The organism is Rhodococcus sp. 14-2470-1a, from assembly GCF_002259425.1.
Classification (GTDB): Bacteria; Actinomycetota; Actinomycetes; order Mycobacteriales; family Mycobacteriaceae; genus Rhodococcoides; species Rhodococcoides fascians_E.
On the sequence record NZ_NPFZ01000005.1, the window covers coordinates 222,639 to 243,393 of the forward strand.

A 20,755-nucleotide genomic window follows, 5' to 3' on the forward strand; every position below is an offset into this window, starting at 1 on the left:
TGAGATGGGGATCACAAAAGGACGTGGTGGCGTCGGTCACACGTTCAGCTGCGTAGGTCTGCGCCGAACGGTTGTCTCACCGCGACAAACGGCCGAGGTGTCAGAGTTCGCGCTCGCGGTCCTTGCCGACATCCAGGCGTTCGGGAGCGTGCAATCGGGTGAAGATGCCGCCGATGTCGACGGGAACCGTCCGCGATGTCGCCTTGCTGACCAGGTACATCAACCCGAAAGCGAGGGGCACGCTGACAGCGGCCGGGTACCCGAGGACGGTCGCCGCCCATCCCCCGAACCATGCCTCCGGAATTCCGAACACCGACAGCGACGCTGCCACGAGCGAGACGGTTCCGCCGCCGATCAGCCCAGCTGCTGCACCGGCCGCGGTCAGTCCGCGCCACCAGATGCCCAGCACGAGGAGGGGGCACAGCGTCGACGCGGCAACCGCGAACACCAGCCCCACCGTGCGGGACAGATCGAGCGACGCGAGCCCGAGGGACATCGCGAGCGGCACGGCTCCCGCGAGCACCGCTGCGATGCGGAAGTCTCGGACGCGTCCACGAAGAACATCGGTGCTCAGCACCCCGGCGATGCTCACCAACAGACCCGACGACGTCGACAGGAACGCCGCGATGGCCCCGGCGGCGACGAGAGCGGCCAGGAGTTGGCCTCCCACACCGGACAACACCGACCCGGGGAGCAACAGTACCGCCGCGTCGGAGTTCCCGGTGATCAACAACTGCGGAACGTACAGACGCGCGAAGACTCCCAGCAGAGTCGGAAAGAGATAGAACAAGCCGAGCAGACCGAGGACCGTCAGCGACGTCACTCGCGCGGCACGACCGTCGGGATTGGTGTAGAACCGCACGAGCACGTGAGGCAAACCGAGGGTGCCGAGGAACGTCGCCAGAATGAGCGAATACACCTGGTACAGCGGATGCATGCCGCCGAGCCCGCCACCGGGCATCGCCCACTGACGGTCCGTCGTCGGTGCGCCCGCCACGACGGGAACGGCCGAACCCGCGTCGAGCACCAGGGACGTTCCCTCGGACAACTCGTGCGTGCCTGCACCTAGCACCACCGCGCCGTCGACGCTGTCACCGTCGAGAGTGCCGCTGATGAGCGCGCCGATCGGTGAATCCACCTGAACGAGAACATCGGTGTTGATCTCGACCGTCGTCACCCGGTCCACCGTCGGTGGCGCCGGACTACCGACCGCACGATCGTCGGCGAAGAAGTGCACGGCAAGCACGAGGGCCGGAACAGCGACGGCCGTCAGCTTCAACCAGTACTGGAAGGCCTGCACGAACGTGATGGAGCGCATGCCTCCACCGACGACGTTGGCGATGACGATGAACCCGACGACCGCCGCGCCCACCCACCCGGGAACTCCCAGCAAGATATCGAGAGTGAGGCCCGCACCCTGAAACTGCGGCACGAGGTACAGAGCGCAGATGACCACGACGACGAACATCGCGAGGGTGCGCAATCGCCCGGAGCCCAGCCGGAACTCGGCGAAATCGGGAACGGTGTATGCGCCGCTGCGCCGAAGCGGCGCGGCAACGAACAGCAGCAGACCCAGATACCCGGCAGTGAAACCGATCGGATACCACAGGGCGTCGGCACCGTACTTCGCGATGAGGCCGGCGACCCCGAGAAACGATGCAGCCGAAAGGTATTCGCCGGAGATGGCGGCCGCATTCCATTTCGGCCCCACGGTGCGTGACGCGACGAGGAAGTCCGACGTGGTGCGGGCCAGGCGCACGCCGTACACACCGATGGCGACGGTCGCGACGGCAGCGATCAGCAACGCTCCCACCGTGAGCCACGGCACCCCCGTCATGATCAGTCGTCCACCAGGTCGAGGAATTGCTGCTCGATGCGCTCGGAGCGGCGGACGTGGATCCAGCCGACACCCAGCAGCAACGGGTAGACCGCGACCCCGAGCACGACCCACGGCAACCGAACTCCGAACACCACGGCGTCGGAGAACGCGGGAACCAGCAGGCCCAGCAACGGAATCGAGAACAGTACGGCGAGCGTCACCACGGCGAGGCGGATCGACAGCAGCAGTTGAGCGCGAACGAGGCCGCGCACCATGGCGTCGCCGACCTCGGTGTGTTCCTGCACTTCCACCCGCGTTCTGACGATCCGGGCGCCGCGCCTGCGGGCAAGGACCACGCGTTCACGCGGGTTCCGACCGGGCTCCGTCACCGATTCGACCAGGATTGCAGCGGGCCGCGGACGAGACGATCCTTGAGTGCCCGGGTGTGACGCCTGCTCACCGGGAGTTCGACGGCCGCGAGGTCTCCGTGGCGTCGGAGGCACACCACGAGCCCCGATCCGACGCTCTTGATGCCCGTCACCAACGACAGGGACACCAGGTAGGACCGGTGCACTCGGAGGAAACCGACTTCTGCCCAACGACTTTCGAGGGTGGAGATAGGGATCCGCACGAGGTGAGAGCCCGTGGAGGTGTGCAGCCGGGCGTAATCGCCGTCCGCTTCCACCCACCCCACGCTCGCACGTTGCACGAGCGTCGTCGTGCCGCCGAGCTCGACCGGGATGATCTCGTCCCCTGTAGCCGGTTCCTGACCCTCCGGTCGTCGGCCCGCGGCGGTGATTCGGCGCAGAGATTCCGCCAGACGGTCCTCGCGCAAAGGTTTGAGCAGGTAGTCGACGGCGCCGAGGTCGAATGCGGCCAGTGCTCGGTCGTCGTGGGCGGTGACGAACACGACCGCCGGTGGACGCATGAAGTTCGAGAGGATCCCGGCGAGCTCCAACCCGTCGAGACCGGGCATGTTGATGTCGAGGAACACTGCGTCGATCGCCGGGTAGGACGCGTCGACCGGATGTTGCAGTCGTCGCAGTGCCGTCGTGGCGTCCGACGCGACGAAGACCTCGGCCACCGAATCCTGTGCGTTCAGCAGAAAAGCCAACTCGTCGAGCGCCGGCTTCTCGTCGTCGACTGCGAGCACAACAAGACCGGTCATCACCGCATCATCCCAGACATCCAGCGCTGCCGACCACGGCGGTCATGCCCGAATCCCCGCTTTGAACTTAGGAACCCGCATGCTGACCTTCGTTCCGGCACCCATGCCCGTGTCCACGACGAGACCGTAGTCGTTGCCGAACGCCGCGCGCAGTCGATCGTCCACATTGGACAGACCCACGTGCGCGGCCTCGTCGGAGTCCAGCGTTCCCGATCGCAGCAGTTCCGGATCCATTCCGACGCCGTCGTCCTCGACGCTGATAAGGCAGTCGGTTCCCTCGTCGGCCGCGACGATGGTGATGGTGCCGCCACCGGCGCGACCCGCGATCCCGTGCCGCACCGCGTTCTCGACCAGGGGCTGCAGCGCGAGAAACGGCAGTGCGACGTTCAGTACCTCGGGCGCGACCTGCAACGTGACCTGCAGAGTGTCGCCGAAGCGTGCCCGCTCGAGCGTCAGGTACCGATCGATGTTGCGTAGTTCGTCGGACAGGACGGTGAACTCGCCGGAGTTACGGAACGAGTAGCGGGTGAAATCCGCGAACTCCAGCACCAGCTCTCGTGCTCTGTCGGGATCGGTACGGACGAACGAGGCGACCGTGCCGAGAGCGTTGTAAATGAAGTGCGGGCTGATCTGAGCGCGCAATGCTCGGACTTCGGCGCGGTCGAGGCGTGCACGCGAGGCGTCGAGTTCGGCCAACTCGATCTGCCCGCAGGCGTAGCGGGCGACCTCGCCGACGGCTCCGAGCATGCCCGGTCCGGGCGTCGACGTGGTGACGACACCGAGGACCCCGACGACACCGACGTCCTCGACGAGCAACGGTTGGACCACCACGGTGCGCCACGTGGCACCCGCAGGCGCGGTGATCAGAATTCGGCGCTGGCCGCCGACTGCCCGCGCGGCCGCCTCGAGGAACTGCCCGACCACCTCCTCGAAGGGACCGTTCCACGCCAGCAGGTGCGCGTCGGCGTCGGCGACGCCGAGTGCGTCACCACCGGTGAGCGCGCGCAGATGAGGCGCGGCCTCAGCCGCGGACTGGGTGTCCAGGCCGCGGCGCAGCGGGCGGGCTGCCAACGATGCGGTGTGCAGCGTCGCGTGGACCGCGCGCTCCTCGGGCGTCGTCAGATCCCGCCGTCCCCGCAGACTGATCACGGCGACGGCAACGATCGCGCAGGCCACGATGACCGCGAACCACATCAGAGCCGAGGTCATTCGGGTTGGCGCTCGGCATCGAGTTGGGTCAGCAGCGTCTTGGGCGCCACCGTCCGGTACGCATCCTCCACGATGTCCGCGATGTCCTCCCAGTCCTGCGGCACGTCGAGGTAGACGCCGATCCACCCTCGCCCGCCGAAGTACGGGGGTACGTAGAAGCGGGTGCTGTCCTTCGCAACCCAGGCTTGCTGCGCCCCGGCCGGGGCGGCGGCGACGAATCCGACGCGGTCGTCGTGGTGATGATCGGAGAACATCGCGAACTGTGGAGACTTTCTGACGAACCAGGACGGTTCGCCGTGGCTGATGCGCTCGGTGGCCTCGGGAAGCGCCAGGCACAGCGCCCGCACCATCGTCAGTGGGTTCGGATCCATGTCATCCTCCTGCACAGGTGTCGGGCGGTGGTACGCCGGCAAATCTGTCGGCCAACCACGCCACCCCGTCGGCGACGGCCGCCTGGTCCGAATGCCCCTGGCCGGGCTCTTCCCGGAGGGACACGACGTCTCCCATCGAGCATGCCCGCGCTACGGCGTCGCGTGTCCATTTCGGGTCGATCAATTGATCCTGTTGCCCGACGACAGCCAGCAACGGCACATCCGTCCGCGTCCGCGGCAGTGCGACGGACGTCAACCACTCCACCATTTTCAGACGTGACGCCTCGGTGGCCGGCATCGCGTCCGACGGCGTCAGACGCACAGCGGCTTCCGCCTTCTGCACACCGAGGAGGTCCGTGCACGCGGTCAGCGCGCGCCTGTCGGCCTCGAGTGCGCCCCGGACGAACTCCGTTCCGGTCACCTCCGGATGCCGGTACTGCAGGCCGTCGACGAGAAACGGTGTCAGCAGAATCTGCGGGAGGGTGTTCACGTGCCCCGCGTCGAACATGGGCGCGAGATCGAGGACGGGAGACAGCGCGGCGCTGCCGACGAGCTCCAACCCGTCGGCGTAGTCCGCATGCTCCGCTGCCGCCCACACGGCCTGTCCACCTTGGGAATTACCGATCGCTCCCCACCGGGCACCGGTGCCGGGTACGACGTTCGCGGCCGCGCGGACTGCGTCGATGACGTTGTACGCCGCGGCATTCGGGTCCAGGTAGGGATGAATACCGGGAGTGCCGATGCCCTCGTAGTCCGTGACCGCGACGACCATGCCTCGTTCGAGGAACGGGGCGACCGTGCCGATGGTGCCCAACAGGTTCGGGTACAGCGACGGAGCGCACTCGTCGGTGACTCCGGTCGTGCCGTGACCCACGGACACGATGGGCCAACCACCCTGCGGCGGTGCACCTTTCGGGGCGAAGATCACCCCGGACACTTCGGTCCGCGACGTGCCGTCACCCGACGTGGACGCGTACACCACGCGGGTGGCGGACGCACCGAGGAACCGCACAGCGAGGTCGAGATGACCCATGTCCGTCTGCGAGACGATCGCACCACGTTCGTCGCCGACGGGTGCCGGTGCGACAGCGGGTACGGACGAATCGAGCGCAGGCTGCGCCTCGGGCCCGCCGCACCCGGCGAGAAGAGTCAGAGCGAGGGCACCGACCAGCCGCCGCCGCACTATCGGTTTCTCCGTTCCAGTCGCGCTTCGGCCGCAGCTTCTTCCACGTCGAGACCGTCGAGCACGGTCCGCAGGACCTCGTCGTCCAGTTCACCCGCATCACGGGCGTGCACCAGTGCTGCGCGCTGCGCGACGAGGACGTTGCGCCGCAACGTGTCGAACAGTGCGCCCGCTGCGGCGATCCGCTCTTCGTGGTCTTCGGTTTCGTCGGCGTCGAGTCGCGCGCGAACCGATCGCCGCACCCGCTCCAGGACGTGCTCGACGGATTCTCGGCTGGCTCCGTCGATCCCGTTCACCGCGGCCTCGGAGAGGTACTGCTCGGCAGCCGACCTCGAGATGGACCGTGCGAGAGCCGCCTGTTCGTCGGTTCGACGCTGCTCGTCGGCGTCGGCGACGTCGAGTCTGCGGATCAGCATCGGCAACGTCAGCCCCTGGATCACCAACGTCCCCACCGCAACGACGAATGCGACCGCTTGAATGACGGCGCGGCCCGGGAACGGATCTCCCGCCACGGTGGCGAGCGGCACACCCGACGCCGCGGCCAGCGTCACCACGCCGCGCATCCCCGCCCAGGACAGGACGAGGTTCTGTCGCCACGTCAGTCCGAGTACGTCGGACGTCTCCGACGCCTTTCTGCGCAGGAGTTTGCGCACCACGGATCGTCTGGAGGTGTTGACGAAGATCCAGGCCGGCCGGACGAGAATGACGACGAGCAGAACGAGCAGGGCGTAGGCGAAGATGTGGTGCACCGGCAGTCCGTCCCGCTGCACTTCCTCGATGACCGATTCGAGTTGCAACCCCATGTAGGCGAACACGAATGCTTCGAGCAGCAGGTCCATCAACGGCCAGACCTGGCGTTCCTGGATCCGCGTCGGGACCGCGACGTCGGCGGTGACCCTGCCGAGCACGAATCCCGCGGTCACGACGGCCAGCACTCCCGACGCGTGGATCTCCTCGGCAGCCAGATACGCGGTGAACGGAAGCACGAGTCCCAGAACGGTTTCCAGCGAGGAATCGCGGATGCGCGAACGAACGAAGCGGACGATGCGGGCCAGTACGTAGCCGACGATCACTCCGCCCGCGATCTCGTACGCGAAGAACAGTACGGGCGAGTCGATCTCGATCTTCTTGCCCGTCACCGACGCGACGGCGAGGGTGAACAGAGTCAAGGCGGCCGCATCGTTGACCAGGCTTTCCCCGGTAAGGATCGCCATCATGCGGGAGGGCAGTCCGAGTTTGCGGCCGACGGCGATCGCGGCCACGGCGTCGGGCGGCGCCACCACAGCGCCCAGGACCAGTGCGGCGCCGAGAGTGAGTTCGGGGACCAGCCAATTGGCGAAGTACCCCACGGCCACCGCGGTCACGATGACCATGACGATGCCGAGCCGGAGAATGTGTCCCAGGTTCTTGCGGAAGCTGACGAACGAGAAGTCGAGGGCGGCCGAGTACAACAGCGGAGGCAGCACCACGCCGAGGATCAGCTCGGGTGACAGGGTCAGCTGAGGAACTCCTGGAACGAACGACGCCGCCGATCCGACCGCGACGAGCACCAGCGGCACCTGAAGGTCGAAGCGTTTGGCGAAACCCGCCACCGCGACGGCCGCGATCACGACGAGTAGTAGTACTGGTCCGTCCACAGCTAGATCATGCCGTCAGCTGCGCGGCCTCGCGCAGCCGACTCGCACACGATCATCCGTTCACGGCTTGTCCGGGATGGCCTTCTTCGCCGCTTCCTGCACTTTGTCGACCTTGTCGGCGTACTTGCCACCGGTCTTGTCGTCGATGAAATCGCCTGCCTTGTCGACGACGTCCTCGATCTTGTCGGAGTTCTCGGCGGCGAGCTCTTTGCCCTTGTCGACGATGCCCTTGAGGTTGTCTGCGAAACCCATGAGATCACTCCATTCGCTGTGATTGTGCTGGCGGGATGAAGCTTACTTCGCGGAACCGTTTCGTTGCAGGGCCGCGCTGATGCGCCAGGACACCTCCGCGAGCACGATTCCGACGGCGCCGATCACGAACGCCGAAGTCGTCAGCGCGATGTTCGACGGGTCGAGCTTGAAGAACGTGCGGCAGAACGGGATGGTGAACAGCGCCAGGTAGCCCAGCACCGAACCGGCGAGCAGCACGATCTTCCACCACACGTACGGCCGAGCGACGACGGCGAGCACCCATACGGCGATCATGATCAACGTGATCAGTGCCGTCGTGCTGGCCTGGGTCACCTGTTCCTCGGTCGCCTGCGGTCCTTGGTAGGCGAGCAGGTAGGACACGAACGTCGCGACGCCGACGATCAGGCCCGACGGCACCGCGAGGCGCATCACGCGCGGGACGAACCCGGACCGCGCACGCTCGTTGTTGGGGGCGAGCGACAGGATGAATGCGGGGATGCCGATCGTGAACCACGCGGCGATGGTGACGTGACGCGGCAGGAACGGATACGGAATCGGCTCGAAGTGGAAGATCTGCGACAGCACCCCGGACAGGCCGATGAGGAACGCCAGCAACACCGAGTACACGGTCTTGGTGAGGAACAGGTTCGAGACGCGTTCGATGTTGCCGATGACGCGTCGGCCTTCACCCACGACGTACGGCAGCGTCGCGAACTTGTTGTCCAGCAACACGATCTGCGCGACTGCGCGTGTCGCGGCACTGCCCGAGCCCATGGCGACACCGATGTCGGCGTCCTTGAGTGCGAGCACGTCGTTGACGCCGTCGCCGGTCATCGCCACGGTGTGTCCGCGGGACTGCAGGGCGCCGACCATCCGACGCTTCTGATCGGGGCGCACTCGTCCGAACGTGGTGGAATTCTCGACGGTGTCGGCGAGGTCCTCGGTGCGCTCGGGTAGGTTGCGTGCGTCGATGGGGCTGCCGGCGAGGCCGAGAGATCCCGCGACGGCCCCCACCGACACGGCGTTGTCCCCGGAGATGACCTTCACGGCAACGGATTGGCTCGCGAAGTACTCGAGTGTCTCGCGGGCGTCGGACCGCACCTTCTGTTCCAGGATCACCAGCGCCCGCGGAGTGACCACACCGGGGGCCGCGTCGTCGTCGACCGGGAGATCACTGCTGGCGAGCAGCAGAACACGCAGTCCCGACGAGCCGACTTCCTCTGCCTGGCGGGCGATGTCGCTGGTCGGGTCCAGCAGCACGTCGGGCGCTCCGAGAAGCCAGTTGCCGTCGTCTCCGTACGACAAGCCGCTCCACTTCTTCGCCGACGAGAACGGCGCGACCGCGGTTTCGGTCCACCCCGGATCCTCCGGGAACGCTTCGGCGATCGCCAGAACACTGGCGTTCGGTCGTGGATCGTCGTGTGCGAGCGCGGCGAGGACGCGGGGCAGCGCGGCCGTGTCCCCTTCCTCCACGACGCGAAGCTCCGCGAGCCGCATACCGTTCTCGGTCAACGTGCCCGTCTTGTCCGCACAGACCACGTCGACGCGCGCGAGCCCCTCGATTGCGGGAAGCTCCTGGACGAGGCACTTGCGTTGCCCGAGCCGAACGACACCGACGGCGAACGCGATCGACGTCATCAGCACCAGACCTTCGGGCACCATCGGAACGAGAGCTGCGACCATGCCGTTCAGCGCAGGGCCCAGCGACTGCCCCGACGAGAACAGCTGGTTGTAGATGATGAGTGCGCCTGCCGGGATCATCAGGTAGGTGATGAACTTCAGGATCTTGTCGATGCCGCTCCGCAGCTCGGAGTGCACCAGGGTGAACTTGCTCGCCTCCTCGGCGAGCTTGGCGGCGTACGCATCGCGGCCGACCTTCGTCGCGCGGTAGGCACCACTACCGGCCACGACGAAACTGCCGGACAGGATCGGCGCGTCGATTTCCTTGTGCACCGCGTCCGCTTCTCCGGTCAGCAGCGACTCGTCGACTTCCAGCGACGACGCTTCGACCACGCTGCCGTCGACGACGATCTGATCACCCGGGCCCAACTCGATGACGTCACCGAGGACCACCTCGTCGGGGGCGACCTCGCGCGCGACGCCGTCCCGTCGAACGACCGGTTTGCTCTGGCCGACGATCGCCAGTTCGTCCAGAGTCTTCTTGGCCCGGATCTCCTGGATGATGCCGATGCCACTGTTGGCGATGATCAGCAACCCGAACATGCCGTCGACGATCGATCCCGTCGAGAGCACGATGATCAGCAGGACACCCAGAATTGCATTGATCCGCGTGAACACGTTGCCGCGGACGATGTCCCTGACCGAACGACTCGCCCGGGCCGGAACGTCGTTGGATTTTCCGTCGGCTCGAAGTTGCGCTACTTCCGCTTCGGTGAGTCCACGTTCCCACTGCGCGTCCGTCTCGATCGACATGGACACAGAGTAGTGGTCGTCAGCCGAGCCTCGCCCACCACCGATCGTCCTGTGTTCCCCTGGATGCATCGATCCGCTGACCCGGCATCGGCACGACCGTGGGAACGCCGACGCTGTCGGCTGCGGCCTTCAGCCGAACGATGGGTTCGGACCACGGGTGGAACGCCAGATTGAACGTCGCCCAGTGCACGGGGACGAGCACGTTGCCGCCCAGATCTCCGTGTGCCCGCACGGCTTCTTCCGGGTTCATGTGTATGTCCGCCCAGCGTGGGTCGTAGGCACCGACCGGCAGCAACGTCAGATCGAACGGGCCGTACTTGGCGCCGATCTCCGCGAACTTGACCGTGTAGCCGGTGTCACCGCCGAAGAAGACCCGGTGCTTCGGTCCCGCGAACGCCCAGGACGCCCACTGCGTCAGATCACGCCTCAGCCCTCGACCCGAGAAGTGCCTGGCTTCGGTGCAGGTGATCGTGATTCCGGCGACCTCGGTCTGTTCGTCCCAGTCCAACTCGACGATTCGGTCCTCGGGTATCCGCCAGTGGCGCAGGTGGGCACCGATCCCCAGCGGGACGACGAACGTCGCCGTCTGCAGGCTCGCGAGGCGCACGATGGTCGCCTTGTCGAGGTGGTCGTAGTGGTCGTGGGAGATGACGATCGCGTCGACGGAGGGAAGCGCGTCGAGGGCAACCGGCGTCGGATGCAGCCGCGACGGCCCCACGGTGCGCGAGGGCGACACTCGGTGGCTCCACACCGGGTCGGCGAGGATGCGCTTGCCGTCGAGTTCGATCAGCACGGACGAGTGGCCGTACCAGGTGACGGCTGTTTCACCGGCGTCGACGGGAGCGACCTGGGGTGCGAGGGGAATCGGTTGCTGCGGCTTGCCCAGCGCGCGGCGCCGTAGGAAGGACACCAGAATCGACTCGTCGCCGCCGCCGGAGAAGCTCGAGCTGGGTTCGGTGTTGTGGAATCGGCGGTCGCGGTAGCGTGCCGACCCTGCCGCGTACGGCGCGATCTTGCCTGCTGTCGCACCGATCTGAGCCGGGAGTCCCCACGCCGCTCGGGCCACCCATGCTGCACCTGCGATGCCGAGGGCGATCGGCACGATCCGCTGTTTGGTCACCCCCGCGAGGATAGGTGAGCCGAACCGGGCGAACAGGACAGGCGGTCGTTGGCTAGCCTCACCTCATGCCTTTCGGACGCACACTGGCCATGACGCTGGTCACCGCCACCGCAGCTCTGACCCTCGTCGCATGCTCCTCGGCCGACGACGGCGAACCGGCCCGGGAACCAGCGTCGAACAGCGCTTTTCCGGTCTCGGTAGCCGGCGCCCTCGGCACCGCCGACGTGCCGGACAAGCCCGAACGCGTCGTTGCCTTGACGTGGACCGACGCGGACATCGTGTTCTCCCTGGGCGTAACGCCGATTTCCGTGGCACAGGCCCAGACGGACTCCGGCTATCAACCGTGGTTCGAGAACGCGGTGCCGCAGACCCCTCCCGTGTGGGAAGCGAGCGGAGCCACGATCCCCATCGAGGAGATTGCGGCCCTGCAACCCGATCTGATCGTCGCCACCAAGTCCTTCACCCTCGCGCGCGCGTACGACCAGCTGAAAGAGATCGCGCCGGTCGTCCACTTCGCCGACACCCCGTCGTCGGAGACGTGGCAGAGCGCGACCGCGACGGTGGCGTCGGCGCTGGGGGTTCCCGAGACGGGCGAGCAGGTGATCGCCGACACCGAGTCCCGCATCGCCGACGCGGCCGCGCAGTTCCCCGAACTGAACGGCAAGACCTTCACGTTCTTCGTCGGACCGAGCGAAGGCGCGGTCTACATCGTCAACTCACCGGACGACGCGGGTGCCAGCTTGCTGGGACAGCTCGGCATGACCCCGACGGAGTTCGCCACCGCCCAACCCGTCAGCACCATCCCGGGCCGCGCGCAGATCAGCTACGACTACCTGTCGGAGACGGACGCGGACGTCATCATCGCGACCGGCCTGCCAGGTTCCGTCGACGAGCTCGCCGCCCAGCCCGCCGTGCAGTCTCTCCCCGCCGTTGGACGGGGTGCGTTCGTGCCGCTCTCGCCCACGCAGGCACAATCGATCGCGTTCCCGTCGCCGCTCAGTCTGGATTGGGCATTGAACGAGATAGTCCCGCAGCTGGGCGATGCGGCTCGTAAGTAGAATGCTCGCGACGGTTTTGCTCTAGAAGGAGATCGCACACACTCATGACCACCGAACAGCGGGAATTTCAGGCCGAGACGCGCCAGCTCTTGGACCTGATGGTTCATTCCATCTACTCCAACAAGGACAGCTTCCTCAGGGAGCTGATCTCCAACGCATCCGACGCCCTCGACAAGTTGCGGCTCGAGTCCTACCGCAACAAGGACCTCGACGTCGACGTCTCCGATCTCCACATCGAGTTGGACATCGACAAGGAAGCCCGGACGCTCACGATCCGTGACAACGGCATCGGCATGACGCGTGACGAGGTCATCGACCTCATCGGCACGCTCGCCAAGTCCGGTACGGCCGAGGTGCGCAAGAAGCTCAAGGAAGCGAAGGACGCCGCGGCGTCGGAGGAGCTGATCGGCCAGTTCGGTATCGGCTTCTACTCGACGTTCATGGTTGCGGAGAAGGTCTCGCTGCTGACCCGCAAGGCCGGCGAAACCAGCGCCACCCGCTGGGAGTCGACCGGCGAGGGCACCTACGAGATCTCCGACGTCGACGGCGCACCGCAGGGCAGCTCGATCACGTTGCACCTCAAGCCGACCGACGAAGAGGATCACCTCTACGACTACGCGTCGGAATCGAAGATCAAGCAGCTCGTCAAGAAGTACTCGGACTTCATCGCGTGGCCCATCCGCATCGACGTCGAGAAGACGGTCAAGGCAACCGAAGAGGGCGCCGAGGACACCGTCGAAATCGAGACGCAGACGATCAACTCGCAGAAGGCTCTGTGGACTCGCCCGAAGGACGAAGTGTCCGACGAGGAGTACAAGGAGTTCTACAAGCACGTCTCGCACGCCTGGGACGAGCCGCTCGAGGTCATCCCGTTCAAGGCCGAGGGCACGTTCGAATACCAAGCGCTGCTGTTCATTCCGTCGCAGGCACCGTTCGATCTGTTCATGCGCGAAGGCAAGTCGGGTGTGCACCTGTACGTCAAGCGCGTGTTCATCATGGACGACTCGGAGGAGCTGCTGCCGGAGTACCTGCGCTTCGTCAAGGGTGTCGTCGACGCACAGGACCTCTCGCTCAACGTCTCTCGTGAAATTCTGCAGCAGGACCGTCAGATCCGTGCGATCCGTCGTCGCCTGACGCGCAAGGTCCTCTCCACCGTCAAGGAGCTGCAGAGCGAGAACGCCGAGAAGTACCAGACGTTCTGGTCTCAGTTCGGCCGCGCGCTCAAGGAAGGCCTGATCTCCGACGCCGACAACCGCGAGACGCTGCTGTCGGTGTCGTCGTTCGCGTCCACCAACTCCGAGGAGGGTCTGACCACCCTCGCCGAGTACGTCGACCGGATGAAGGGCGGACAGGAGCAGATCTACTACATGACGGGCGAATCCCGTCAGCAGATCGAAAGCTCGCCGCACATGGAGGCGTTCAAGGCGCGCGGCATCGAGGTGCTGCTGCTGACCGACTCCGTCGACGAGGTCTGGGTCGGCAACGTCCCCGAGTTCGACGGCAAATACTTCCAGTCCATCTCCAAGGGCGAGGTCGACCTCGACACCGAAGAGGAGAAGAAGGACGCCGAAGCCAAGCGCGAGGAGCAGGACAAGGAGTTCGAGGAGCTGCTGAAGTGGCTCACCGAGACCTTGTCCGAGGACGTCAAGGAGGTTCGCCTCTCGACCCGCCTGACCACCTCGCCCGCCTGCGTCGTCGGTGACGAGTTCAGCTTCTCCCCGCAGCTCGAGAAGATGTACAAGGCGTCGGGACAGTTCGTTCCGACCTCCAAGCGCATCCTCGAACTCAACCCGACGCACGATCTGGTGACGGGGCTCAAGAAGGCACGCGAGGAGCGCAGCGACGACGCCTCCCTTGCCGAGACCGCCGAACTGCTCTATGCGACGGCTCTTCTCGCCGAAGGCACCGAGTTGAAGGATCCGGCGAAGTTCTCTCGTCTGCTGGCCGATCGGTTGACCAGAACCGTCTAGGCGGCTCCGCCGCACGTGAGTGGAAATGTAGGCCCTGGGGCAGGAGCGGAGCCTGCGGAGCGACCAGGGAACGCTACATTTCCACTCACAGCGAGAGGTGATCCAGGGCCTTCAGATAGCCCTCGGAATCGAAGTCGGGTAGCAGTGCCGACTGCAGGATGAATCCCTGACAGAGGCCGACCACCAACGGCGCCATCGACTGCGCCCTGGTGTCTGGATCATCGAAGCCGTTGCGGGTGAACCACACTCGCAAGTATCGCTCGTACAGACCGCGCAACTCCGTAACGACGGGCACCACGGTGGAGTCCGCGTCGGTCTCCCTGGCTGCCGCGGCCCAGATCTGCAGCAGAATGCTGGGATTGCCGACGTCGCGTGTCATGCCGTCCAGGAACAGTCGCACCACGACAGCAGGCGGCGGCAGAGGGTGCTGTTTCTCCAGCCCGTCGAGATCCTCGGTCCGACTCTTCAACACATCCCGCGTGACGTGCAGAACCAGATCCTGCTTGTTCTTGAAGTAGCTGTAGATCGCGCCCGCGGACAACGCCGACTCGGCGATGATGTCCGCCATCGACGTCTTCTCGAAACCTGACCTCGCGAAACACGTCATCGCCGCGTCGATGATCTGTCTGCGGCGTTCCTCACGGTGGTCTTCGCTTACCTTGGGCACGCGTCCATATTAAAAACGAATCTTCGTTCTTGACAACCGAGACCCGCCCACCCAAGATAAAGAACGGTTATTCGTTTTAAATGAGGAGTCGTCATGAAGTCCACCCCGTGGCCACGCGCAGTGGTCGTCGCACTCGCAGGCGCTGCCGCGCTCGCCGTCGTCGTACTTGCCTTTCTGTGGCCCTCGGTCACATCGACGGCCCACGATGTTCCTGTCGCGGTCGTCGGCGAGAACCCGGCCTTGACCAGCCAGTTGGCATCGTCGTTCGACGTCACCACCGTGCCCGACCGCGCTGCGGCCCTCGATCTGATCACAGCACGCGAGGTCTACGGCGCCGTCGTTCCGGGACCCTCGCCCGAGGTCCTCACCGCATCCGCCAACGGCACCGTCGTCACTCAGATGTTCGACGGCGTGGCCGCTGCCCTGAACACGACGGCGTCCGACATCGTGCCCCTTGCGGCGACCGACGCCCGAGGTGCCGGGCTCTCCGCGATGGCCTTCCCCCTTGTCATCGGCGGAATAGTCGGCGGCGTCATCATCTCCATGCTCGTCAAGGGCACAGGGCGACGGCTTCTGGCGACCGCGGTGTACGGCGTCGGCGCCGGTATCGTCGTCGTCGCGATCACGCAGGGGTGGTTCGGAATCCTGCAGGGCGCGTTCGTTCCGAATATCGCCGCCGTAGCGCTGTCGGTGTTGGCGGTGAGCGCGCTGATCGTCGGCCTGACCTCGCTGATCGGACCCGCAGGAATCGGCGTCGTGGCGGTCCTGATGATGTTCATCGGAAACCAGATCTCCGGCGCCATACAGCCGTGGCAGTTCCTCCCCGAGCCCTGGGGAGCCGTCGGGCAGTTCTTCCCGCCGGGAGCAGGTGCCACCCTGCTCCGCGACCTGTCGTACTTCCCTGGCGCGTCGACGACTCAGCCCTGGCTGGTTCTCGCCGCGTGGGTGGCGGCCGGGGCGGTACTCATGGCCGTCGGACACCGCAAGCTCACCGTTGCGAGCCGCAGCACGGTGCGCGCCTCGTCGGAGACCGAACCCGAGCGTGTTGCACTGTAGGCATGACCGAACTCCTGCTGACCGAGCGCCGCGGCGATGCCGTCGTATGGACGCTGAACAATCCCGAGTCGCGCAATCCGATCTCCGACATCGAGACGGTGGAGGCGATCGAAGACGCCGTCTCCGACGTGAATCGCGATCCGAGCGTTCGGGTCGCGATTCTCACCGGGGCAGGGTCCGCGTTTTCCTCCGGCGGAAACGTCAAGCACATGCGCGACAAGGAAGGAATGTTCGGCGGTAGCCCCGCCGAGCTGAGGCAGGGGTACCGACACGGCATTCAGCGGATCCCGAAAGCGTTGTATCACTGCGAAATCCCGACGATCGCCGCGGTCAACGGTGCCGCGATCGGTGCCGGTTGCGATCTGGCGTTGATGTGCGATCTCCGCATCGCGTCGACGACGGCCACGTTCGCCGAGAGCTTCGTCAAAGTGGGCATCATCCCCGGCGACGGCGGGGCCTGGCTTCTTCCCCGAGCGATCGGTATGGCGCGCGCCAGCGAGATGGCGTTCACCGGTGAGGCGATCGGCGCGGCAACTGCACTCGAGTGGGGATTGGTGTCGCAGGTCGTCGAGCCCGGTGACCTGCTCGGCGCCGCCCACGCGCTGGCAGACCGCGTCGCCGCCAATCCCCCTCAGGTACTGCGCATGACCAAGAAGTTACTGCGCGAAGGTCAGCACCAGAGCCTCGAATCCTTGTTGGAGCTGTCCGCCGCGTATCAGGCCGTCGCCCACACCACGGCCGACCACGCCGAAGCAGTCGACGCCATGCTGAGCCGTCGCGATCCGAGGTTCTCCGGCCGGTAGACCCTCACTTCTGTTCCGGCAGAATGTGTTCACCCGTCTTGTCGGTACTGAGCGAGAGCGAGCTGATGTACTGCTTCTCGCCGTCGGGACCGGGAACGTTGGAGGCGATCATGTCCGGTCGCTCGAATTCCATGCCGGACACGTGGCACAGAAGCGTTGCGTCCGAAGGGTTTCCGTGCTCGTCGAACATCGGCAGATCGATACCGTCGTCGGTACGGCGAAGGTAGTACTTCCCCTTCGTCGCGACAGCCAGCACAGGCGGCATGACGATGGCGATGATCAGTGCGACGATCGGCGAATACGGCTCCAGTGCGCCACCGAGGCCGCCGAAGAACGTCAGAATCGACAGGCCGGCAGCGAGCAGCATGGAGACGAAGCCGACGGGGTTGACGTTGTAGAGCATGCCGCGACGGAACTCCGGGACCTTGGGCGACAACTTCAGGATGTACTTGTTGAAGACGATGTCCGACGCCACCACCGCGATCCAGGCGATGCCGCAGTTGGCGTAGAAGCCGAGGATGTCGCCCAGGAAGCTGAACATGTCGGCTTCCATCAGGATCAACGCGATGGCGAGGTTGAACAGCACGAACACCATGCGTCCCGGGTAGGTCTTGGTGACGCGTGTGTACGCATTGGTCCACGCGAGCGAGCCCGAGTACGCGTTGGTCACGTTGATCTTGATCTGACTGATGACGACGAGGATGACCGCGAGAGTCATGGCAAGCCAGCCCGGCATCATGTTCTCGTAGATCTCGAGGAACTGGTGCACGGGTTCGTTGGCGATGGTGGCTCCGTCGGCGACGTTGGCGATCAGGTACACCGCCAGGAAGAGTCCGACGACCTGCTTGAGTGCACCGAAGATGACCCAGCCGGGCCCGGCGAGCAGTACTGCAGTCCACCAGCGGCGCTGGTTTTCCGGAGTCTTGGGCGGCATGAACCGCAGGTAGTCGATCTGCTCGGCGATCTGCGCGATCAGCGACAGACAGACACCGGCCGCCAGCATGACCGAGCCGAAGTTGACGCCCTTGCCCTCGGCACCGTCGGCGCCGCCGTAGGCGAAGAACGTTCCGACCGAATCGGGATGTGCAGCAACGAGGTAGATGAACGGAAAGACCATCAGGACGAGCCACAGCGGCGTCGTCCACACCTGCAGCTTGGCCAGCGCTTTCATGCCGTAGATGACGAGCGGAATGACCATCAGAGTCGATACCGCATACCCGATCGGCAGCGGGACGCCGAGCCCGAGCTCGAGGCCCTGCGCCATGATGGAACCTTCGAGGGCGAAGAAGATGAAGGTGAACGTCGCGAAGATGACGTTGGTGACGACGGATCCGTAGTACCCGAATCCGCTTCCGCGCGTGATCAGGTCGAGGTCGATGTTGTACCGGGCGGCGTAGTAGGCCAGCGGTAGACCGGTGAGGAAGATGACGACGGCGAAGACGAGAATTCCCCACAGCGCGTTTCCGGTGCCGTAGGAGATGCCGATGTTGGCGCCGATCGCGAAGTCGGCGAGGTACGCGATGCCGCCCAGTGCGGACGTGGCGACGACGCCTGTGCCCCACTTGCGGTAGCTACGCGGCGCGAAGCGCAGCGTGTAGTCCTCCAGCGTTTCCTTCAGTGCCGAATCTGTCGGCGCAGGCTGCACAGCGGTCATGCAAGGAAGGTAGAAGCGCTACGTGTCGCCCACGTCACGCGAAGTACAGATGCTGTTACGCAGAGCCGCAAACCTGACTAATCGGGCACTCTGACGGTGCGTGGGGCTCCCCCGGCTGCGTCGACGAGTATCTGCAGGAACCACCCGAGGATCGGCGCACGCAGGATCCAGCCCAGCACGGCCCATCCCAACGAGACGTGTTCGAGCGCTGCCGCGATCGCTCTGGTCCCGGTCAGCGTCACCGCTCCTTCGTAACGCACACGAGTCGAGCTCTCGGGATGGTCCTCGGCGGCCGCGGTCTCGAGCGACACCCGGCGTCGACGAGCGAACCACGGTCCGACGGTCGAGCACGGGTCGCACGTGACCGACGCGTAGAGCGTCGCCGACGGAATCCGAGCGGGTGTCCACCGGGGAATCCAGTCCCTCGTCGACTGGCGGTAGTCGTCCCAGCCAGGCCCGAACCTCGTCACCAGGTCTGCTTTCTCGTGCCATGTCGCGAGCCCGGCACCGAATGCGCCCGCGAGCAACGCCGCGCCGGCGAGAAACGGCTCGCGGAACAGACCCGCGAGAATCAGCAGGAGCACGACGGCGGACGCCTGCATGGGATTGGCGACGTATGCGTACGGCCCGGTGGTGACCAACCGAATCGGTGGATCCCACGGGAACGGTGTGCCGCCTCCGATCACCGCGAAATCGGCGACAGCCCGCAGGGCGATCACGACGACGACGAGGGCAAGTTGGAGCAACAGGGAATCCACGACGCCACCGCCGCCGGCCGCGAGCCGGTTCCCGACCGTCGACCATCCGGAATCGGACGCCAGGAGGACGTTCGCGAGCTCGAAGGAGACGGTGGGGAGGCCGAACACGAGGACCGCGCCAACAGCACGACCTGCATGCTCGCGCGGGTCCTGAGCGCCCGCTGGTTCGACGTCAGCGTGCCGAGCAGCACTCCGGGCAGCAGTGCGGCAGCCACGGCCAGCAGTTCTCCCCACCACCACGCGCGTTCGAGCGTCACCAGCGGCCGCAGGCTACCCATGGCGAGCACGTCCGCCGCGATCAGGACGCACACGGTGACCGACACGTTCACCCACCGGGCCAGCAGTATCGGTAGTGCACCCCACAGCGCGGACCATCCGAGCACGACGTCGACGGGCACCGACGACCACATGGTTCCCGTGGTGCCGAAGCTCCACCAACCGTTCTGCACAGCAACGACATTCACCAGCAGTAAAGCCAGGAAATTCCAGAGCATCGCGAGAAACGCGGCGCCGCGAACCCGTGCGGACGAGGCCACCCAGAACGCACCGACCAGCAGCACCGGCAGCAGTACTGCGCAGGAACGCAGCGCAGCCACTGACAGACCGGTGTCGATGTTCACTGGTTCAGGCTGTCCAGCAGCCACCCCGCGGCGCGTTCGGTGACGTACTCCTCGATGGGACCGAAGTACCACGCGGGCGCCAGCTCACGCGTGTAGGAAAGCTCCAGATCCACCGCAGTGTGCGTCGAATCCACTGCGCTCCAGGTAATGTCGGCGACATTCCACGTCAGCCACGACGAGATGGGCGTGGTGTCACCGACGACCGCGAGGCGCGCGGAATCGTATGTGCGCGACACGACCTCGAAGGTGAGCTCGGTCGTGTGCTCGCCCCAGTGGTGCTCGGACACCAGCAATGGCCGATGGTGCGCTCCGGCGAACGTGACGGTTCGACGTGCGCCCACCTCGAGCGATCCACCGCTGTCGGCGAGCGGCTCCGGAAAACCCCAGGACAGAACTCCGGGGAGGGGTGTTCCACCGAAGTCCAGTGGTCGTTCCCACGCCGCGACGACGTCGTCCACGTCGGCGTTCAGCGTCCTGGATGCGGACACGGTGGTCGCACCGTCGAGCGTCGTCGCGGGCACGATGCCTTCCGATGCCGCGACGGCGACGAGGACGAGCGCCGGGACGGCCACCGCATGCATCCTGTCGTCTCCCGGTCCCGACTTGGTGATCTTCTCCACGACGATGGCGACGAGTCCGCCGATCAGGTAGAAGATCGGGGCCGCGAAGATGACACAGATGAAGCCCTCGCCCAGCAGCATCATCGACATCAGAAGCAGGACGGTGATGACTTTCATCGTGATACCGACGGCGCTTCGACTCGGAGCGGACAGCACTACGATCACCGCCACCACCGCAGGAATGCCGACGTAGAACGCAGCGGTCTGCGCGGCCCCCGCCTCCGTCAGCACGTACCGCAGAAACACCGCCACCGCGAAGGCGACGACGCTGCCTGCAACCACGTATTGCGCCGATGTCGGTCGACGCTTCCGTACTTCGTCCCCCTGTGTCATGCCCAGGAGGCAACCACAGTGCGG

19 protein-coding genes are annotated in these 20,755 nt (G+C 65.7%); 4 read left to right on the forward strand and 15 right to left on the reverse strand.

Features of this window, described 5'->3' with window-relative positions:
• Positions 1 to 100: 100 nt before the first annotated feature.
• From CH292_RS03365 to CH292_RS03410, 10 genes are read right to left on the reverse strand one after another with little or no spacing between them, the layout of a single operon-like run.
• Positions 101 to 1,837 carry a cation acetate symporter gene (locus CH292_RS03365; protein WP_094653990.1) on the reverse strand — a complete coding sequence of 579 codons (1,737 nt, stop codon included), beginning with the start codon at positions 1,835 to 1,837 and terminating at the stop codon, positions 101 to 103.
• Positions 1,838 to 1,839: 2 nt separating this feature from the next.
• Complete coding sequence (locus CH292_RS03370) at positions 1,840 to 2,208, reverse strand: hypothetical protein (protein ID WP_019664429.1); 369 nt, start codon at positions 2,206 to 2,208, stop codon at positions 1,840 to 1,842.
• Positions 2,205 to 2,987 carry a LytTR family DNA-binding domain-containing protein gene (locus CH292_RS03375; RefSeq protein ID WP_094653991.1) on the reverse strand — a complete coding sequence of 261 codons (783 nt, stop codon included), beginning with the start codon at positions 2,985 to 2,987 and terminating at the stop codon, positions 2,205 to 2,207. The genes CH292_RS03370 and CH292_RS03375 overlap by 4 nt, the downstream gene beginning before the upstream one ends.
• A 42-nt stretch (positions 2,988 to 3,029) precedes the next feature.
• The gene (locus CH292_RS03380) at positions 3,030 to 4,181 is read right to left on the reverse strand and encodes a sensor histidine kinase (RefSeq protein ID WP_371828072.1); all 1,152 of its coding nucleotides are present in this window, start codon (positions 4,179 to 4,181) and stop codon (positions 3,030 to 3,032) included.
• A gap of 11 nt (positions 4,182 to 4,192) precedes the next feature.
• The gene (locus tag CH292_RS03385; protein ID WP_026347670.1) at positions 4,193 to 4,567 is read right to left on the reverse strand and encodes an MmcQ/YjbR family DNA-binding protein; all 375 of its coding nucleotides are present in this window, start codon (positions 4,565 to 4,567) and stop codon (positions 4,193 to 4,195) included.
• Between the two features lies 1 nt (position 4,568).
• On the reverse strand, positions 4,569 to 5,750 hold the full coding sequence (locus CH292_RS03390) for a lipase family protein (RefSeq protein WP_094653992.1): 1,182 nt from the start codon (positions 5,748 to 5,750) through the stop codon (positions 4,569 to 4,571).
• On the reverse strand, positions 5,750 to 7,387 hold the full coding sequence (locus CH292_RS03395) for a Na+/H+ antiporter (RefSeq protein ID WP_019664424.1): 1,638 nt from the start codon (positions 7,385 to 7,387) through the stop codon (positions 5,750 to 5,752). Before CH292_RS03395 ends, CH292_RS03390 begins: the two co-directional genes overlap by 1 nt.
• 60 nt (positions 7,388 to 7,447) lie before the next feature.
• The gene (locus tag CH292_RS03400; RefSeq protein ID WP_019664423.1) at positions 7,448 to 7,639 is read right to left on the reverse strand and encodes an antitoxin; all 192 of its coding nucleotides are present in this window, start codon (positions 7,637 to 7,639) and stop codon (positions 7,448 to 7,450) included.
• A 42-nt stretch (positions 7,640 to 7,681) separates the two neighbouring features.
• A complete protein-coding gene (locus tag CH292_RS03405) occupies positions 7,682 to 10,072 on the reverse strand; it encodes an HAD-IC family P-type ATPase (RefSeq protein ID WP_179277898.1) in 2,391 nt (796 codons plus the stop codon).
• A gap of 19 nt (positions 10,073 to 10,091) precedes the next feature.
• Positions 10,092 to 11,192, reverse strand: coding sequence for an MBL fold metallo-hydrolase (locus tag CH292_RS03410; protein WP_020111469.1), 1,101 nt, complete (start codon positions 11,190 to 11,192; stop codon positions 10,092 to 10,094).
• Positions 11,193 to 11,257: 65 nt separating this feature from the next.
• Between CH292_RS03410 and CH292_RS03415 the strand changes: the two genes are divergently transcribed.
• Positions 11,258 to 12,250, forward strand: a complete 993-nt coding sequence (locus CH292_RS03415) for an ABC transporter substrate-binding protein (protein WP_037143815.1) — start codon at positions 11,258 to 11,260, stop codon at positions 12,248 to 12,250.
• A 44-nt stretch (positions 12,251 to 12,294) separates the two neighbouring features.
• Positions 12,295 to 14,220, forward strand: coding sequence for a molecular chaperone HtpG (gene htpG, locus CH292_RS03420; protein ID WP_094653994.1), 1,926 nt, complete (start codon positions 12,295 to 12,297; stop codon positions 14,218 to 14,220).
• An 85-nt stretch (positions 14,221 to 14,305) separates the two neighbouring features.
• On the opposite strand, the gene CH292_RS03425 is transcribed toward htpG, so the two are convergent.
• On the reverse strand, positions 14,306 to 14,887 hold the full coding sequence (locus tag CH292_RS03425; protein ID WP_019664418.1) for a TetR/AcrR family transcriptional regulator: 582 nt from the start codon (positions 14,885 to 14,887) through the stop codon (positions 14,306 to 14,308).
• Between the two features lie 93 nt (positions 14,888 to 14,980).
• Between CH292_RS03425 and CH292_RS03430 the strand changes: the two genes are divergently transcribed.
• A complete protein-coding gene (locus tag CH292_RS03430) occupies positions 14,981 to 15,943 on the forward strand; it encodes a hypothetical protein (protein WP_094626327.1) in 963 nt (320 codons plus the stop codon).
• 2 nt (positions 15,944 to 15,945) lie between these two features.
• Positions 15,946 to 16,746 carry a crotonase/enoyl-CoA hydratase family protein gene (locus CH292_RS03435; protein ID WP_094653995.1) on the forward strand — a complete coding sequence of 267 codons (801 nt, stop codon included), beginning with the start codon at positions 15,946 to 15,948 and terminating at the stop codon, positions 16,744 to 16,746.
• A 4-nt stretch (positions 16,747 to 16,750) separates the two neighbouring features.
• Here CH292_RS03435 and CH292_RS03440 read toward each other — a convergent pair whose 3' ends face one another.
• From CH292_RS03440 to CH292_RS03450, 4 genes are all read right to left on the reverse strand, one after another.
• Positions 16,751 to 18,400: a cytosine permease gene (locus CH292_RS03440; protein WP_094653996.1), complete on the reverse strand. Its 1,650-nt coding sequence runs from the start codon at positions 18,398 to 18,400 to the stop codon at positions 16,751 to 16,753.
• A 77-nt stretch (positions 18,401 to 18,477) separates the two neighbouring features.
• Positions 18,478 to 19,158: an isoprenylcysteine carboxylmethyltransferase family protein gene (locus CH292_RS29230; protein ID WP_256977898.1), complete on the reverse strand. Its 681-nt coding sequence runs from the start codon at positions 19,156 to 19,158 to the stop codon at positions 18,478 to 18,480.
• Complete coding sequence (locus tag CH292_RS29235; RefSeq protein ID WP_256977899.1) at positions 19,116 to 19,778, reverse strand: hypothetical protein; 663 nt, start codon at positions 19,776 to 19,778, stop codon at positions 19,116 to 19,118. The genes CH292_RS29230 and CH292_RS29235 overlap by 43 nt, the downstream gene beginning before the upstream one ends.
• The gene (locus CH292_RS03450; protein WP_256977900.1) at positions 19,775 to 20,731 is read right to left on the reverse strand and encodes a hypothetical protein; all 957 of its coding nucleotides are present in this window, start codon (positions 20,729 to 20,731) and stop codon (positions 19,775 to 19,777) included. Before CH292_RS03450 ends, CH292_RS29235 begins: the two co-directional genes overlap by 4 nt.
• Between the last annotated feature and the right edge of the window lie 24 nt (positions 20,732 to 20,755).